Source organism: Palleronia pontilimi (genome assembly GCF_016412875.1).
Classification (GTDB): Bacteria; Pseudomonadota; Alphaproteobacteria; order Rhodobacterales; family Rhodobacteraceae; genus Palleronia; species Palleronia pontilimi.
Genome location: NZ_JAEKPD010000034.1, coordinates 1 through 15,429, shown reverse-complemented (window position 1 = coordinate 15,429; position 15,429 = coordinate 1). Strand labels below are relative to the sequence as shown.

The 15,429-nt window shown below is 63.7% G+C and carries 16 protein-coding genes; 1 reads left to right on the top strand and 15 read right to left on the bottom strand.

Annotation, left to right across the window (positions count from 1 at the left end):
- Positions 1 to 274: 274 nt before the first annotated feature.
- Both ILP92_RS18010 and ILP92_RS18005 read right to left on the bottom strand, forming a co-directional pair.
- A complete protein-coding gene (locus ILP92_RS18010; RefSeq protein ID WP_235971586.1) occupies positions 275 to 1,294 on the bottom strand; it encodes an alpha/beta hydrolase family protein in 1,020 nt (339 codons plus the stop codon).
- Between the two features lie 7 nt (positions 1,295 to 1,301).
- Positions 1,302 to 2,939 (bottom strand): RcgA family putative transporter, encoded by a 1,638-nt coding sequence (locus tag ILP92_RS18005; protein WP_235971583.1) that lies wholly within the window; start codon positions 2,937 to 2,939, stop codon positions 1,302 to 1,304.
- A 195-nt stretch (positions 2,940 to 3,134) separates the two neighbouring features.
- Here ILP92_RS18005 and ILP92_RS18000 point away from each other — a divergent pair, with 195 nt between their 5' ends.
- Positions 3,135 to 4,208 carry a LysR family transcriptional regulator gene (locus ILP92_RS18000; protein ID WP_198917801.1) on the top strand — a complete coding sequence of 358 codons (1,074 nt, stop codon included), beginning with the start codon at positions 3,135 to 3,137 and terminating at the stop codon, positions 4,206 to 4,208.
- Here ILP92_RS18000 and ILP92_RS17995 read toward each other — a convergent pair.
- From ILP92_RS17995 to ILP92_RS17935, 13 genes are all read right to left on the bottom strand, one after another.
- The gene (locus tag ILP92_RS17995) at positions 4,162 to 4,377 is read right to left on the bottom strand and encodes a DUF2274 domain-containing protein (RefSeq protein ID WP_198917800.1); all 216 of its coding nucleotides are present in this window, start codon (positions 4,375 to 4,377) and stop codon (positions 4,162 to 4,164) included. The genes ILP92_RS18000 and ILP92_RS17995 overlap by 47 nt on opposite strands.
- Positions 4,377 to 5,498, bottom strand: coding sequence for a TraB/TrbI/VirB10 family type IV secretion system protein (locus tag ILP92_RS17990; RefSeq protein ID WP_214650094.1), 1,122 nt, complete (start codon positions 5,496 to 5,498; stop codon positions 4,377 to 4,379). The genes ILP92_RS17995 and ILP92_RS17990 overlap by 1 nt, the downstream gene beginning before the upstream one ends.
- A gap of 104 nt (positions 5,499 to 5,602) precedes the next feature.
- The gene (gene trbG / locus ILP92_RS17985; RefSeq protein WP_198917798.1) at positions 5,603 to 6,562 is read right to left on the bottom strand and encodes a P-type conjugative transfer protein TrbG; all 960 of its coding nucleotides are present in this window, start codon (positions 6,560 to 6,562) and stop codon (positions 5,603 to 5,605) included.
- Complete coding sequence (gene trbF, locus ILP92_RS17980) at positions 6,559 to 7,248, bottom strand: conjugal transfer protein TrbF (protein WP_438361565.1); 690 nt, start codon at positions 7,246 to 7,248, stop codon at positions 6,559 to 6,561. Before trbF ends, trbG begins: the two co-directional genes overlap by 4 nt.
- The gene (trbL, locus tag ILP92_RS17975; RefSeq protein WP_198917796.1) at positions 7,242 to 8,534 is read right to left on the bottom strand and encodes a P-type conjugative transfer protein TrbL; all 1,293 of its coding nucleotides are present in this window, start codon (positions 8,532 to 8,534) and stop codon (positions 7,242 to 7,244) included. Before trbL ends, trbF begins: the two co-directional genes overlap by 7 nt.
- A 3-nt stretch (positions 8,535 to 8,537) precedes the next feature.
- A complete protein-coding gene (gene trbK-alt, locus ILP92_RS17970; RefSeq protein ID WP_198917795.1) occupies positions 8,538 to 8,813 on the bottom strand; it encodes a putative entry exclusion protein TrbK-alt in 276 nt (91 codons plus the stop codon).
- 3 nt (positions 8,814 to 8,816) lie between these two features.
- A complete protein-coding gene (trbJ, locus tag ILP92_RS17965) occupies positions 8,817 to 9,596 on the bottom strand; it encodes a P-type conjugative transfer protein TrbJ (protein ID WP_198917794.1) in 780 nt (259 codons plus the stop codon).
- Positions 9,593 to 12,085 (bottom strand): conjugal transfer protein TrbE, encoded by a 2,493-nt coding sequence (trbE, locus tag ILP92_RS17960; RefSeq protein WP_198917793.1) that lies wholly within the window; start codon positions 12,083 to 12,085, stop codon positions 9,593 to 9,595. The genes trbJ and trbE overlap by 4 nt, the downstream gene beginning before the upstream one ends.
- Positions 12,086 to 12,089: 4 nt before the next feature.
- Positions 12,090 to 12,359, bottom strand: a complete 270-nt coding sequence (locus ILP92_RS17955) for a VirB3 family type IV secretion system protein (protein WP_198917792.1) — start codon at positions 12,357 to 12,359, stop codon at positions 12,090 to 12,092.
- Positions 12,359 to 12,670 carry a TrbC/VirB2 family type IV secretion system protein gene (locus tag ILP92_RS17950; protein WP_198917791.1) on the bottom strand — a complete coding sequence of 104 codons (312 nt, stop codon included), beginning with the start codon at positions 12,668 to 12,670 and terminating at the stop codon, positions 12,359 to 12,361. Before ILP92_RS17950 ends, ILP92_RS17955 begins: the two co-directional genes overlap by 1 nt.
- Positions 12,671 to 12,684: 14 nt before the next feature.
- Positions 12,685 to 13,620, bottom strand: a complete 936-nt coding sequence (trbB, locus tag ILP92_RS17945; RefSeq protein WP_214650093.1) for a P-type conjugative transfer ATPase TrbB — start codon at positions 13,618 to 13,620, stop codon at positions 12,685 to 12,687.
- A gap of 328 nt (positions 13,621 to 13,948) precedes the next feature.
- Positions 13,949 to 14,419, bottom strand: a complete 471-nt coding sequence (locus ILP92_RS17940; protein ID WP_198917789.1) for a GNAT family N-acetyltransferase — start codon at positions 14,417 to 14,419, stop codon at positions 13,949 to 13,951.
- Between the two features lie 226 nt (positions 14,420 to 14,645).
- On the bottom strand, positions 14,646 to 15,074 hold the full coding sequence (locus ILP92_RS17935; RefSeq protein ID WP_198917788.1) for a pentapeptide repeat-containing protein: 429 nt from the start codon (positions 15,072 to 15,074) through the stop codon (positions 14,646 to 14,648).
- Positions 15,075 to 15,429 lie beyond the last annotated feature (355 nt).

Sequence of the window (15,429 nt, the reverse complement as noted above, 5' to 3'; positions counted from 1 at the left end):
CCTGAAGGTCGTAGGTTCAAATCCTACTCCCGCAACCAAAATTAACCCGCCAAACCATCAGGTTGGCGGGTTTTTGTTTGGCCAACGATTATTCCTGTCAGCCCCTCCGGAATCATGCCGGAATCATCTGGCAGCGGGCTCTGGCGTACTTCTGGCCCGTTGAGGCGCCGCGGACGCAAACCTGCTGCAACAGCGACAGCAGTTTGCTGTTCTCTTGGGAACCATCCGCCCGTGGCTTGGCGCTCCCGATTGCTAGGACATTCCGAGTAGGTCGTCAGGACGGGTCACGGGTCAACAGCCGGGAAGTCTGTAGACCGGCCCGTAGAATATATGGCGGAAGCGAAAGGGAGTAATGACCGCAGTTGAGCTCTAGGACACTTGGCACGATCCCGGCGCTTCTGAGGTTCGAAATCAGGCCCTTGGATAGTTGAGGCAAAACCACGGTGTCTCTCTTGGCCAGGATGATCAGAAGGTCGAGATCAGGCCGCGCAAGTTTATCCGCGTAGTTTTCAAGATCGAGCGGAGCCCACGCCCGACGCAGGTCGATCAAAGCTATCTCATCTTCGAGGCTCGCGCGAATGTGTCGCGTGGCGCGACCGGTCCAGACCATATCCGCGAGGCTTCCTGCTGTCAGAAATAGCGCAGCCTTTCCCACAGTCGGATCATGTGCCGAAATCAGGCCCGCAACCCAGGATCCCAAGCTCATGCCGAGGACCGAAATACGTCCATAACCTTCGCCCCTGAGAATCCGTATCAGCTTTCGACCGTCCAGAACCGCTTGGCGCATGGACTGGACCGTGCGTCCGAGGTTCTGGCTGAGCATGTAATCGGCGTGTTTCGCGTCAGGACGCCTTCGTTCGAAGTGATACGGCATGGCGATCTCGACCGCCGTGACACCACGCCAGGAGAAGAAGTTTGCGATCTGGGGATAGCGAGAGGATGCATTCCAATGGTGGAAGATAACGAGGGCATGGTCAGACGGCCGTCGCTCGGTCACTTTCGCCCAAACGAGGTCGTTCTTTTCGATGCCAGTCGAGACGCTTGATCGGAACCTGATGCAACTGTTCTCCCATACGTAATCCAGATCAGAGTTGTCGTCGTCTGCAAAGAATGCCGGGTCCGCTACGGCTTGATCTGCATGCCTGTGAAACATGGTGAGATCGTCCGCATCACTCGCACCCGGAAACGCGAGGCCCGCATCGATCGCGAGAGCAGCCTCTTCCTTCAGATAGTCACTACGACGCGCCCGCCGTTCATCATATCGATCGAGCCATCCGTGATACATTTGCGTCATCCCCTGCTCAATGCGTTGTTCGAGATCCAAACGCTGGGTCAAACAGCCCGTAGACTGCCAGCAGAACCGTGATCCACAAAAAGATCGAGAAGCCGCTGAACGCACCAATGGTGAGGTAGCCGATGCTCACCACAATGACTGCGGCGGCCATCCTTTCAAACGATGAGTTGGGTCGACTTCCGATAGCGGTTCGCAGGAAGGCGTATAGAAAGACCGTGCAGGTCAACATTGCTATCAAGAGGCTGGTGTAATGGGTGGGCGTTCTTACGCTCGCCTGAGCAATTTCGATGTCATTTCCGGACAGGAGCGATAACGAATCGCTAACAAGCCAATCCAGAATGTCTTCTGCGTTTGTCGCCAGATATGAACTTTGTAGCTTCATGCAGATTGCAATCAACAAGCCTGAGACGGTGCATCTGAAAATTCCGTCTACCACCCTGCGCCGGACTTCCGCGATTTCGGATGGAGTTGCTTGATTGCAATAATCTTCGGTCTCTTTCTCGATCTCCCAGAAATCATGAGTTATTGTGAAGAGCAATATGAGACCGACGAAGAATATGTAGAAACAGAGGCACATAAAGAGATAAGCCAAACCGGTGAAAGCGATCGCCTGCGGGACCGAAATCATGTCAGGTCGCACAATCGCCAGAGAACCCCAGTCTGCCGCGTATTGGCCGCCACCTTGCAGCAGCGGGATCAACCGCCTGCTGATCCATTGAAACAATCCAGCGAAGCCAAGGCAGACTATCAGGGCTGTCCAATATGTGTAGGTCGAGGCCTCGACTTTGCGCTTCCAGCCACCCTTGCTCCCGGAGCCGCCGATTGCAGTCAGGAGTTTTGAACGGCCCTCGCTTTCCCAGAAGGTCAAGAGGTCCACCGTGAAGGCGAAGAAGAGGGGCATGAAAACCATGAACAGCAAGGTCCAGTTGGGAGCCCAGAGAAAACCCGCCTGCTTGGTAACACCGTCTTCCCTGAGGTAAGTGACGTTATGAATGCCAAGAAAGTAGGACCAGAACCCTAGCGCGACGGCCCCGGCAAAAACGGAGGCGGGAAGGTCCAATGGCGACCGGCGTGCAAAGAGTTCGGCGGATCTCTGCGCAAGGTCAAAGCGTCTCGCCGACTCGACAGGTGCCTGCGGTTGTGCCGCCTCGACCGGATGCAGGTTCACGTCATCTAAGGTGGGTAATCGTGCGGCATCGGAGGGGAGTGGCGTGGTACTGCGGTCCGCCGATATACGTTGCCGCCGCCTCCTGGCTGTCAGGCGCGCCTGGGCGGCGCTGAGCGTTGCCTGCCATTGGCTTGTGGCCTCTGGGTCATCGCAACCGAAAATTCTCGCGAGCCATCGAATGTTGTCGGAGCTGATACCCTTTTCGTTGTCTTGGAACCAGTGCTGAACGGTACGCAGTTCGATTCCGGATTGGTTCGCGTCGGTCTGCGAGATGGCTTCGGCGAGAAGTTCGGGCGTCCACGGCCCTTGCGGGATGCCGTTGTCATCCACAGGGCGACCGGCACCGGCGGATGCAAGGCGCCTAAACAGCGTTTTAAACTCGCTGCTGTCCCCCCGTGCGGGGACAAAATATTTGCCGTTCTTGATCAATGCTTTGCAAAGTTTGGTTTCGCTCCGTTTCGTCGGCTTTCGTATCATACCGTGATTCCTCTGAACCTTAGGGTGTAAACGTCTCCTATGCGCCTTGGCTCGGCGGAAACTCGCGTTAAGGGCGAGTCGGACTTGGGTCGGATCCTTCGCGCTGAGCGGCACTTCGGTCGAAGAGTCCGAGCTGACCGGAAAAATTGGTCAGGAAATCCGGTCATTGGCTGTGAGCAGTCGTCCGACCGAAATGTGATCGGCAGCACCACAGTCTTTTTTGGAGGACTGCGTTTGAGACAGTTGAACAGCCAAGGACATCCGCAGTCGCGCGCCGACGCCTGTGGAGATGGAATGCGTCGCGAGTTGCCTGATCCAGACGACAGGTTTCTTCGTGATCTCTCCTTCGGTGACCTGAGGACGATTCTAGCGGTCGCGGAGATGGGCAGCTTTCGGCGCGCGGCGGTGCGGCTTGGCGTGGGGCAATCCATGGTCAGTCGGAGAGTGCAAAAGCTCGAGGATGAGCTTGGAGTTTCGCTGTTCGAGCGGAGTTCCTCCGGAACTCGTCTTACGGTCGCGGGCCGTGGATTTATCTGCAGCTGCCGCACGATCCTGCAGCAGGCCCAAACGGCTTTCGCCGATGCTCGATCTGCAGGTGTCGCCACAACGGGACGTCTTCGGATCGGGCTGGTCGCGTCGATATCAGAAGGTGGCCTGCGAAAAATCGTGGAGGCTTTCGCGATGCAGCATCCCTATGTTGACCTGTCCTTCTTCGAGGGCGATCGGAGCGATGTATATACAAGGCTTAGCCATCGTCGGATCGACGTGCTGTTTGCTCTCGGGGAACCGCGCGATGACGACCCGGAGACGATGCTGGTTGGGAAGGAGCGGATTTATCTGGCACTCCCCGCCAAAAGCTCGAAGGCCAAGATCGGTCGTCTGTCGTGGAGGGGTGTCGCGAACGACACGTTTTTGGTTGGAACCGGCGACTCGGGTGATGAGATACAGAACTACATTTTGCGAAGCGCCGGAGATTCGCGCGTCAGGGTTGCGGTGCGTCGGATGGATTTAGGCCGAGAGGGGATCATGACGCTGGTCGGTCTGGGGTTTGGCGTGAGCGTCGTTTCAGAGCACTGGCGCGGGGTGTCCTACCCAGGTGTGAGCTTCGTCCCGTTGGGAGAGGAAGACGAACGTCTTCCGTTCTTGCTGACCTGGCGACGGGAGAATGACAATCCTGCGCTGAGGCGATTTCTGAGCCTCTCGCGGATGCATGCTCGCGGTGCTATTTTGTCTTACGGGCTCTCGCAAACGCACGGTCCGTCGCCATGAACCGCGACAGCATTGGGGCGACAAGCTTTGACGGTTCGTGCGTCTGACCGGTCTCGCGCGCAAGGACCTCGGCGTAGGCGGCGAGGTCGTTGTGCAATTCTGCGGGCAGGTCGATCGTGAGCTTGACGGGCTTGTCGTCCGGGATCGCACCGAGCTTGAGTTTGGTCATCAATTCTCTCCGTAAGGTTTAAGTACGAGGTCCCGGGTGACCATCACGCGGACCGGAAAACCGGGGCGGATCGTCAGCGTCGGCGGCAGGTCGATCTGTCGGCGAACGATTTCGTCGCCCACCCGACCGATAGTGTCCTGCGTGCCGTCGCGGATGGCTCGGGCGATGTCGTCGTCGCTGTCGGTGCCGAGTTCCGCGCCGATATTAAGCACCGTCGCGAGGCCTGCGGCGAGGAACAGGCGACCCCAATGCCGATCGACGCCATCCTCGAGCCCGGCATACCCCGTCTCGTCAGCACCCGGCTGGCGTTCGAGGACGATCGACCGACCATCCGGCAGAATCAGCCGGTTCCAGACCAGCAGCAGCCGGCTCTGGCCGAAGGCGACGCGGCTGTCGTACTCGCCGATCAGACGGGCTCCCTGGGGGATCAGCATGAAACGCCCGGTTGGGCTGTCGTAGACCGGCGAGGTCACCTGCGCAGTAATCTGACCGGGAAGGTCTGAGCTGAGCCCCGTAACGAGCGCCGCCGGTATCACGGCACCGGCCTGCAGGAGATAGGGCGATGCGGGTGCTGCAAGCCGGTCCGCGCTGACGGTACGACGGTCGGCGGGACGCCCGAGAAACTCTTCGCGCCGATCGATGTCATCGCTTGGTCCGGCTGCTGCAAGCCCGGGCGGAAAAACGGAGCTGCCGGGTTGCATGGAAGGGGGCGCCACGGCACCGGGTGCCAAGCCATCGCTTTTCGTCCCGGTGGTCGCGTCGGCGAAGAGCTGGCTGAGCCGCGCCGCCTCCATCTCCTGTAGACGGAGCTGGTCTTCTGGATCGGCGGCGGGGGCGGTTGGTCCGGTCACTGATGGTGCTGCCACCGGCAGCCCGCGGTCCTGGGCGCTGAGGATCGGACGGCCGAGATCGCCCGGCAAGGGCGGGCCGAGTTGCGGGGTGCCGGCATAGTCGCGCGGGAGGCTCGAAAGACCGTCAGCCTGCTGGATCCGGTCCGTCGAGTAGAGCTCGGACGGACCGTCGATCGAGCCGCGATCATCAAGCGCAACGATCAGAATCGTGCCGAGACCCAGCCCGCCAACGGTCGCGAGCACGACCATCGCCTTGCGTGAGAGGCGCATTACCCGAGGCGGATCGGATCGGAGCCGTAGCTCTGCCGCGATATCCTGCTCGGGGCGGGGCGAATGCGGCTCGGCATCGTCTCGCAAGCTATCGGCTGCGTCGCTCATGACGGGCGCCTCCCGTCGATACGAACGATTCTCACTCTTTGCTGGTCCTCGCCGCCAAGGCGCAGTTCTGCGGCGGCAAACAGGCGATCGACGATCATCACGTTTCCATGCACGCGGGTATTGGCGATCTGGGCCTCGCCGTCAGGCCCGATGACGAAAAGAGGTGGCATGTCGCCTTGGACGATCCCACGCGGAAAGACGACATAGACCCGTCGCCCGTCGTCGAAGACGCTGGTGGGTCGCCAGGGTGGTGTGTCGCCTTGCAAGCCGTAGCGGTAGCGTCGTTCGGACGCCGTCGGGATGATGGGACGCGCGACTGCGGGTGGTGTCACCTTTGACACGCTTCGAGGATAGGACCATGCGACCGACGGCATGTAGGACTCTTCCCGCGCGCGTACCTCGACGAGATATGTCCGCCGGTCGGTGCTCAGAACGAGATTGGTGACGATGTCGGGCCGGGTCGGCTTGACGAGGATGTGGACGCGCGCGTCGCGGCCGGTGCCGCTCGTCGTGTCGCCGATGATCCACCGGGCGGTGTCGCCGGCGGCGATCGGGCCGGGTCCGATCAGCGCTTCGCCCGGCTCAAGCGCGATATCCGTGATCCGGCCGGGCGCGGCATAGATCTGGTAGAGCGCGCCCTCGCTCCACGGAAAGACCTGAATGGCGTTGTAGTAGCCTTCCCGGCGCGGCTCAACGCGGGCGGCCGCATTGGCGGTGACGATGCGGGCCTCGGTGTCTGGAGCGTTCGCGTCTCCGCCCCGCGACGGTGTCCAGGGCGGTGGTATGTGGACGGGCTTCGGCGGTTGCTCGACGGCCGGTGGCGGCGGTGCAGGGAGCGGCGGGACATCGGTGTCGTAGTCGACCTCCGGCGGTTTGAACGTGGCGCAGGCCGAGAGCACGGTCGCGGCGAGGAGCAGGCCTGCGAGCGACTTGGAGTTTTTTGTTTTCCTTTTCATTGCGCGGCCTCCCGGGACCAGTCGATGGCGTGGACGAAGATGCCGAGCGGATTTTTCCGCAGCCGTTCGGCGTCGCGCGGCGGCTGGATCACCAGGGTCAGGATGGCGGTCCAGCGCTCGGTGTCGGCGAGCTGACCGTTGGCGTAGCGCCGTTCGGTCCAAGCAACGCGGAAGCTTGTCTCGGAGGCTCGGATGACGCTGGAGATCTCGATCGAGACCTGTGTCTCGCCCAGCTTCGCGAACGGATCGTCGGTGCGGGCGTAATCATTGAGCGCCAGCGCGCCGCGATCGGTGGTGAAGTCATAGGCGCGGAGCCAGTTCTCGCGCAGCACGATCGGGTCGGCCGGGATCCGGCGGACATGCTCGATGAAGCGCGCCAGATGGAAGGCGATCTGCGGATCGGTGGGACGGTAGGCCGCACTCGCGGGGGAGATCGCCTGCGCAGCCCCGAGCTTGTCGACCTCGACCACGTAGGGGACGATCGTTCCTTGCGTCGATTGCCAGACGAGCGTGACACCGAGCCCGCCGGTCATCGCGAGACAGGCGAAGGCCATGAACCGCCAGTTGCGGGCCTGGACGCGGGCCGAGCCGATGCGCTCGTCCCAGGCCTGTGCAGCGCGCTGATAGGGCGTGACCGGATCGGGCGTCTTGGAATAGCGGGTGCTGGGACGTCTGAACATCAGGATCTCTCCGACAGGCTGACGGACGTGCCGCCGCCGCCATGATCGCCCGAGCGGACGACATGGGCGGCGGTGGCGACGCCGTGATGAAGGCTCTGCTGGCGCTTCATGCGCCGGGCCCAAGCGGGCGGGCCGTCATTCGCGGGGGTGGCGGTTGCTGCGGCATTCGGGGCTCCGCCGGTCGCACCAAAGGCTGCCTGCGATCCGGACTGATAGCTGTCCCGCAGGGCTCCGGTGATGCGCTTGACCGGGCTCGCTGCAGCGCTCAACCCGGCCTTTCCGACACCAGTCATCCCGCCCACAACGCCGGATGCATCGTCTCCGGAGGCGCTGCTGCCGAGCCGGTAGGCGGTCGAGGCACCGCCCGCGACAGTGGCCCCGCCGCGCGCGCCGGACGCGACTGCGCCGCCGGCCATCCGTGCGCCGGCGCCGGCACCCATCACTAAGCCGCCGGCGGCGAGGCCCGTGCCCACTGCGGCGCCCGCGCCGAGTTGCGGCCCGCCCGAGACGATGCCGTTGGCGATGCCGGGGCCGAAGATGCCGAGCGCCAGCAGCGAGAGTGCGGCGAGCACGATGGCCATCGCATCCTCGATGGTCGGCCCGCCTGCGAAGCCGGTGGTGAACTCGCCGAAGATCGTCGAGCCGATGCCGACGATGACGGCGAGGACCAGCACCTTGACGCCCGAGGAGACGACGAGACCGAGGACGCGCTCGGCAAGGAAGGCGGTCTTGTTGAAGAGGCCGAAGGGCACGAGGACGAAGCCCGTGAGGGTCGCCAGCTTGAATTCGATCAGCGTGACGAAGAGCTGGATCGCTAGGACGAAGAACGACAGCACGACCACTGCCCAGGCGAAAAGCAGGATGATGATCTGGATGAAGTTCTCAAAGAAGGACACGAAGCCCAAGAGATCGGCGATCGAGGCGAGGATTGGCCGTCCGGCCTCGAGCCCGACCGCGGCGATCCGGCCGGGCTGCAGCAAATCACCCGCGCCAATGCCGCCGCCCGCGGCGATGAGGCCAAGCCCGGCGAAGCTCTCGAAGATGATGCGGGCGAGATCGTTCCAGTTGCCGATGATATAGGCGAAGATGCCGACGAAGAGCGTTTTCTTCACAAGTCTTGCGATGATGTCGTCATCCGCACCCCAGGCCCAGAAGAGCGCGGCCAGCGTGATGTCTATGACGATGAGCGTAGTGGCGAGGAAGGCGACGTCGCCGCCGAGCAGGCCGAAGCCGCTGTCGATATAGGAGGTGAAGACCTCCAGGAACCGGTCGATGACACCAACGCCGCCCATGGCTCAGCGCCCGCCCGACGGGTCGGAGGCGTCCAGCCCCAGGAACTGATCACGCATTCGGTCCCAGAGCGCGGCGCAATCCGGATCGTCAATCGCTAAGTCGAGCTCGAGATCGCGGCACCGGGCGAGCGCATCATCGTGAATGGCCGGAAGGGCGTCCGGCCTTGTCCCGAACTCGCCATCCAGCGCTCTGGACAACTCGAGGAGCGCCGCCATGACGACAATAGCCCCGAGCGCCCAGGCGACGAGGCGCAGGATGGTCTGGGAACCGATCGTCATCGGTCAGTGTCCGAACATGCGGACAGTGGTCGGGCTGTACCCGGCCCCGTAGTCCAGGAACCGATCGAGGTTCTCGCGCGCCTGCGCTTCAGCAGAAACAGCGCGGGCCGCTTCAAGCGCTTCCGCCCGGTTCGACGCGGCGATCGCGGCGGTGAGATCCGCGATCTGGCTCGATTGGAGCGCGAGGAGCTGGTTGCCGGTCTGGGCCGCCTGCAGCGCCCCGGTCGCGCCCTGGCTGCGCGAGACGAGCGCCTGCATCTCCGCCCGCGCGCCGTCGATATTGCCGACGACGCCGGCTTGGACCTTGAGCGCATCTTCGAACCCGGCGACGGAGGTCTGCCAGCGTTCGCGGGCATTGCCGACCATCGCATCGAACCGGCCGGTGCCGGCGGCGGTGCCGTATTGGCCTGCGAAGGCGCTCTCGATCTCCCCGACGTCATAGGCGATGCGCTGCGCCTCGCCGAGGAGCGCCTGGGTGCGCTGGACCGATGCCTGCAGCTCGGCGAGCGAGGAATGCGGCAGGCTTGCGAGGTTGCGCGCCTGGTTCACCAGCATCTGTGCCTCGTTCTGCAGCTGCGCGATCTGATTGTTGATCTGCTCGAGGGCACGTGCGGCGGTCAGCAGGTTCTCGGCGTGGTTCGTGGGGTCGTAGACGATGCCACCGAACCCGCCGCCGAGACCGAAGAGGGCGTGGGCCGGAGGTGCCGCGAGCGGGGAGAGCGCGATCGGCAGCGCGAGAAGGCTTGCCGCGAGAAGCTTGCGGTGATGCGGAGTCCGGGTCATGGGGTTGTCTCCTGTTCATGGTTGGTTGGATCGGAATGCGGTGATGGTCCGGGGTCGCCGGGGCCGAGAAGCTCGACGGCCCAATTAAGCCCGCGGCGCCGGAGCCAGGCGGCGGCGAAGCCGTCCCGGCCATGCTCGGCCAGCGTCTCGGCGATGGCGGCCTGGTCGGTCTTTGAGGAGGCGGCGGTGAAGGTGAGCGCGACGGGTCCGAGGCCCAGTGAGAACAGCCGGTTGCCGCGCCGCGACTGGCAATAATAGTCCTGCTTGGGCGTCGCCCGCGCGACGATCTCGATCTGGCGATCATTGAGCCCGAAGCGGCGGTAGATCGCGGCGATCTGCGGCCCAAAGGCCCGCTCGTTCGGCAGGTAGATCCGCGTCGGGCAGCTTTCCACGATGGCGGGCGCGATAGGGGAGCCGTCGATATCGGCCAGCGACTGGGTGGCGAAGATGACGCTGGCGTTCTTCTTGCGAAGCGTCTTCAGCCAATCGCGCAGCTGGCCACCGAAGGTGGTATCGTCGAGCGCAAGCCAGCCCTCGTCGACGATGACGAGGCTCGGTCGGCCGTCGAGGCGGCTTTCGATGCGGTGGAACAGGTAGGCGAGCACGGCCGGGGTCGCGGCGGAACCGATCAGCCCCTCGGTCTCGAAGGCCCGGACGTCCGCAATGCCGAACGCTTCAGCCTCGGCGTCGAGCAGCCGCCCGAAGGGTCCGCCGAGACAGAAGGGCTGAAGGGCGCGCTTGAGGTCATTCGATTGCAGCAAGACCGACAGGCCGGTCAGCGTGCGCTCTTCCACCGGCGCCGAGGCGAGCGACGTCAGGGCCGACCAGAGATGTTCGCGCGCCACCGGATCGACCGCGACGCCCTCGCGGGCCAGGAGCCCGGCAAGCCAGTCCTGCGCCCAAGCGCGCTCCGCCGCGTGGTCGATCCCGGCGAGCGGTTGCAATTGTACGGCGGCCGCGTCCTCAGACAGCGCGCCGGACAGATCCTCCCAATCGCCGCCCATCGCCAGAGTCGCGCAGCGGATCGATCCGCCGAAATCGAAGGCGAAGACTTGGGCCCCTGGATACCTGCGGAACTGCAGTGCCATCAGCGCCAGCAGCACCGACTTGCCCGAGCCGGTCGGACCGACGACCAGCGTGTGGCCGACATCGCCGACATGGGTCGAGAAGCGGAACGGCGTCGATCCTTCGGTCTCGGCGTAGAAGAGCGGCGGACCGTCCAGATGGTCGTTGCGCGTCGGTCCGGCCCAGACCGCCGAGAGCGGCATCATATGCGCGAGGTTCAGCGTCGAGACCGGCGGCTGGCGGACATTGGCGTAGAGATGACCCGGCAGCGATCCTAGCCAGGCCTCGACGGCGTTCAGCGTCTCGGCGATGCAGGTGAAGTCGCGGCCCTGAACGACCTTCTCGACCGCCTTCAGCCTGGCATCGGCGACGCCCGCGTCGTCGTCCCAGACCGTCACGGTCGCCGTTACATAGGCCGCGCCAACGATGTCGGAGCCCAACTCCTGGAGCGCCTCGTCAGCATCGGCGGCCTTGTTCGCGGCGTCGCTGTCGAGAAGCACGCTCGCCTCGCTGGTCATCACCTCCTTCAGGATCGCGGCGACCGACTTGCGCTTGGCGAACCATTGCCGCCGGATGCGGGTGAAGAGCCGAGAGGCATCGGTCTTGTCGAGGCAAAGCGCCCGGGTCGCCCAGCGATACTCGAAGACCAGCCCGTTCAGCTCGTCGAGCAGGCCGGGCCAGGTCGCGGTCGGAAAGCCGATGAGGGTGAGGGTTCGCAGATGCGCCCCGCCGAGCCTTGGTGCCAGCCCGCCAACGAGGGCGCTATCGGCCAGCAGCGCGTCGAGATGCATCGGCGTCTCGGGGACACGCACGCGCTGACGGCGGGGCGAGACCGTCGAATGCAGATATGTCAGGGTTTCTTCGTCGGAGAGCCAGGCGGCCTCGGGCATGAACCCGTCGAGAAGATCGAGGGCTCGGTTGGTCCGCGATGTGAAGCTCGCCAGATGTTCGCGCGGATTCGCGCCCTTTGCCGGCGTGCCCTCGTAGAACCAGCGTCCGGCGCGACCGATCTCGTCTGCGGGCGGCATCCAGACCAGCGTCAGGAAATAGGCGCTCTCGAAATGCGCCGCAGCTCCTGCGACTTGGTCCGTGTCACCCTCGAATTGCGCCCGGCGCTCCGCGTCGACCAACGCCGAGACCGGATCGGGGAACGTGCTCAGAGGATAGTCCCGGGCGGGTACGCGCTGTGCTTCCACAAAGACCGCCCAGCCGGAGCCGAGACGGCGCAGGGCGTTGTTGAGGCGGGCCGACGTCGCGACCAGCTCTGCCTGCGTCGCTGAGTCGAGGTCTGGCCCGCGAAACCGCGCCGTGCGTTGCAGGCTGCCGTCCTTGTTGAGTACGACACCCGGGGCGACCAGCGCTGCCCAGGGCAGGAAGTCTGCGAGGAGCGCGGCTTTCGTGCGGTATTCGGCGAGGCGCATCATCGCGTCACACTCCGAACCAGGACGGATAGCGCAGGTGCCGTCGGGCGACATCGGCGATCTGCGGATCGCGCCGCGCGGCCCAGACCGCGAGCAGATGGCCGACGAGCCAGAGCGCCAGCCCGACGATCCAGAGCCTCAGGCCCAGACCGATCGCGGCTGCCAGTGTCCCGTTGGCGATGGCGATCGCCCGCGGCGCGCCGCCCACGAGGATCGGCTCGGTCAGCGCGCGGTGGACCGGGGCCGTGAAGCCCGGAATGTCGGTCGCGCTATCCATCAGACAAGCGCTCCACCACCGAAGGAAAAGAAGGTCAGGAAGAAACTCGACGCGGCAAATGCTATCGTGAGCCCGAAGACGATCTGGATCAGCCGCCGGAACCCGCCGGATGTATCGCCGAAGGCGAGGGTGAGCCCGGTGACGATGATCACCATCACCGCAATGATCTTGGCGACGGGGCCTTCGATCGATTCCAGGATCGATTGCAGTGGCGCTTCCCAAGGCATGCCGGAGCCTGCCGCCTGCGCCGGATCGCCGAGAAGGAGCGAGAGCGTGATGGCCCTACCGGCGAAGGTCCAGGATGAGGGCATGTAAGGTACTTTTGTCACGAGAGGCTTCCTTTTGAGGTTCTGGAAAGAGGTGTTATTGCGTAGTCGCCCGAGGCGTTCAGCCCATCGACGCGCGCGAGTTCCGAGAGTCGCCGTGCCGCTCCGCGCCCCGAAAGGACGGCGACGAAGTCGATAGTCTCGGCGATCAGAGCGCGGGGGACCGTGACGACGGCCTCCTGGATCAGCTGTTCGAGACGCCGCAGCGCACCGATAGCCGAGCTCGCGTGGATCGTTCCGATCCCGCCTGGATGTCCTGTCCCCCAGGCCTTCAGGAGATCAAGCGCTTCGGGGCCGCGCACCTCGCCGATTGGAATGCGGTCCGGACGCAGCCGCAGCGAGGAGCGAACGAGATCCGAGAGCGTCGAAACGCCATCCTTGGTGCGCAGGGCCACCAGGTTCGGCGCTAGGCATTGCAGCTCGCGCGTATCCTCGATGAGGACGACGCGGTCGGTGGTCTTGGCGACCTCGGCGAGCAGTGCGTTCGTGAGTGTCGTCTTGCCGGTCGAGGTGCCACCGGCGACGAGGATATTGGCACGACTCGACACGGCGGCGCGGAGGGAGGCGGCGGCACGCGCATCCATGATTCCAGCGGCGGCGTAGTCTTCGAGCGTGAACACCGCTACGGCGGGCTTGCGGATCGCGAATGCCGGGGCCGCGACGATAGGTGGCAGCAGGCCTTCGAAGCGTTCGCCCGTACCAGGCAACTCCGCCGAGACCCGCGGCGCACCGGGATGGACCTCGGCCCCGACATGGTGCGCGACGAGGCGGACGATCCGCTCCCCGTCGGCAGGTGACAACCGTTCACCGGTATCGGCGAGCCCAGAGCTGAGCCGATCGACCCAGAGACGACCATCGGGATTTAGCATCACCTCGACGACCGCTGGATCTTCGAGAAAGGAGGCGATATCCGGTCCGAGCGCGGTCTTCAGCATCCGTGCGCCGCGGGCGAGGGTCGCGCATTGGAGGGAGGTGATGGTCATTGTGGATCCCGCGATTTGCTACGGGACCGAGCAAGAAGACCGCTATCCGGGCCTAGGCAATAGGGATGAAGGCGTCATAGTGCTGTGGCGTGGAACGGCAGGCTCAACGGATGACCCGCACACGACTGCCTAATCGATGAACAGCATGCCCGCGCCAGACGTCCACGGCTAATGACGATGGCCGAATCAGGCAAAAGATCTCGAGATTCACGCGTCAACTGTTCGCGAAGCGGGCCTTCGCTGCTCCTCCCGCGAACTGGCGCTGTGCGGGACGGAGCCGTCATTCCGTTTCCAACCGGAACTTTAGGAAGGTCTCCCCATCATACTCCTGCTCACCGACAAAAACCGCGCCAAGTCGGTCGAACGCACGCAGGTTCGTGCGCGACGGAGGCAGCAGAAATGTCACGAATGGAATGCGCTTGTCGGCAATGGCGAAGTCGATCGCTTTTCTTGAAATGCGTGCACCAAGTCCGAATGCGCTCGGCTTGAGAACCAACCCGAAATCCCAATCGTCTCCCTCTTTCTGAAAGCCACCCCAACCAACATATTCGTCGTCTGACATTATAGCCCAATGGCCCAGCCCATCGCGGTTCCAGAACGCCTCTTTGGTGGCGACGAACTTGGCGACCGCGGCATCATCCCATTCGAAATTCAGCAAGGGCATGTGTTCAGCCACACGCGGGTCGGACATGTGCGCGACGATCTCGGATGGATCGACCTCGGGCAATCTGATGAAGCTGATCTCGCGCATCGCTCGGTTATTCGTCGTGGCTTGTCTGCCCGGAAATATGAGCCTGCTGCTCGCTGCACAAGATCAGATGGCGTATCAGCCGCCGAACAGACAACGATTTGAATGTCTTGGTCGGGCTCACACCGGACTTGCGGCGCCGCGGCAGGGATTGCCTCTGCGCGACATCGTCTACCCCTGCCGCTTATCGCCCCAAGCACCACTGCGACCTTGCGCGGACTCGTTCTGCTTATTGGCAGTCCGAATTGTCCGTCTCGTCGTCGGGCATCTGTGTGTTGCAAAGACGCGCGGGCTGGAGATCGGTGCCCGTCAGGACTGCGCCGTCGAATACGGCACCGCGCAGGTCCGCGTCCGCAAAGGTCACGTCGGTCAGGCGTGCATCTACGAAGCTTGCTCCGCGCAGGTCGGCCCCGTCAAAGCTGACGCCTGTGAGGTCGGCGCCGTCGAACACGGCGATACTGAGATTGGCGCGGTCGAAACTGGTGGCGGTCAGGATTGCCTTGCCCAGATCGACGCCCATGAGCCGAAGGTCCGCGAAATTTCGCCCGTCGAACACGCAGTCCTGACAATCGCCGAGCCCCCGCATGTCAGCGTCGCGGTCAGTCGCCTGCGCGAAGGCCGCACCGGTGCAGAGGACCATTGCAATCGCGGTCAGCATGTGGGGTCCGATGGAACCTTTCAAGTGTTATGCCCTCTATCAATGGTGCGGACATTGTGCCGGCCTGACGCGGGGGTCGTATCGTTCACCCGCGGATGGGATATGGTGAGAGCGGTCGCCTACTTTCAATGGGCCAGGACGCGGATCACCTGCTTCTTCCGGTAACGTTCCTTGGGCTCGATGCACACCTTCGGCAGCGCGGCGTGATACGAAGTGCCGCCGACACGGGGTTGGCGAAGAGGTGGCGTGCGGCGGAACGGAGCAAAACATCATGTCCGCTGCCAATCTTCCAGCCATCCGTTCCTGCCGCCCATCCTGGAACAAGGGCCGAAGAATCGGCCAGAAACGATCGTTT

Bases quoted from the DNA above. Each gene is read 5' to 3' on its own strand.
- ILP92_RS18010 (WP_235971586.1), bottom strand. From the start codon at position 1,294: ATGACGCAAATGTATCACGGATGGCTCGATCGATATGATGAACGGCGG.
- ILP92_RS18005 (WP_235971583.1), bottom strand. From the start codon at position 2,939: ATGATACGAAAGCCGACGAAACGGAGCGAAACCAAACTTTGCAAAGCA.
- ILP92_RS17995 (WP_198917800.1), bottom strand. From the start codon at position 4,377: ATGACCAAACTCAAGCTCGGTGCGATCCCGGACGACAAGCCCGTCAAG.
- ILP92_RS17990 (WP_214650094.1), bottom strand. From the start codon at position 5,498: ATGCGCCTCTCACGCAAGGCGATGGTCGTGCTCGCGACCGTTGGCGGG.
- trbG (WP_198917798.1), bottom strand. From the start codon at position 6,562: ATGAAAAGGAAAACAAAAAACTCCAAGTCGCTCGCAGGCCTGCTCCTC.
- trbL (WP_198917796.1), bottom strand. From the start codon at position 8,534: ATGGGCGGCGTTGGTGTCATCGACCGGTTCCTGGAGGTCTTCACCTCC.
- trbK-alt (WP_198917795.1), bottom strand. From the start codon at position 8,813: ATGACGATCGGTTCCCAGACCATCCTGCGCCTCGTCGCCTGGGCGCTC.
- trbJ (WP_198917794.1), bottom strand. From the start codon at position 9,596: ATGACCCGGACTCCGCATCACCGCAAGCTTCTCGCGGCAAGCCTTCTC.
- trbE (WP_198917793.1), bottom strand. From the start codon at position 12,085: ATGATGCGCCTCGCCGAATACCGCACGAAAGCCGCGCTCCTCGCAGAC.
- ILP92_RS17955 (WP_198917792.1), bottom strand. From the start codon at position 12,359: ATGGATAGCGCGACCGACATTCCGGGCTTCACGGCCCCGGTCCACCGC.
- ILP92_RS17950 (WP_198917791.1), bottom strand. From the start codon at position 12,670: ATGCCCTCATCCTGGACCTTCGCCGGTAGGGCCATCACGCTCTCGCTC.
- trbB (WP_214650093.1), bottom strand. From the start codon at position 13,620: ATGCTGAAGACCGCGCTCGGACCGGATATCGCCTCCTTTCTCGAAGAT.
- ILP92_RS17940 (WP_198917789.1), bottom strand. From the start codon at position 14,419: ATGCGCGAGATCAGCTTCATCAGATTGCCCGAGGTCGATCCATCCGAG.
- ILP92_RS17935 (WP_198917788.1), bottom strand. From the start codon at position 15,074: ATGCTGACCGCGATTGCAATGGTCCTCTGCACCGGTGCGGCCTTCGCG.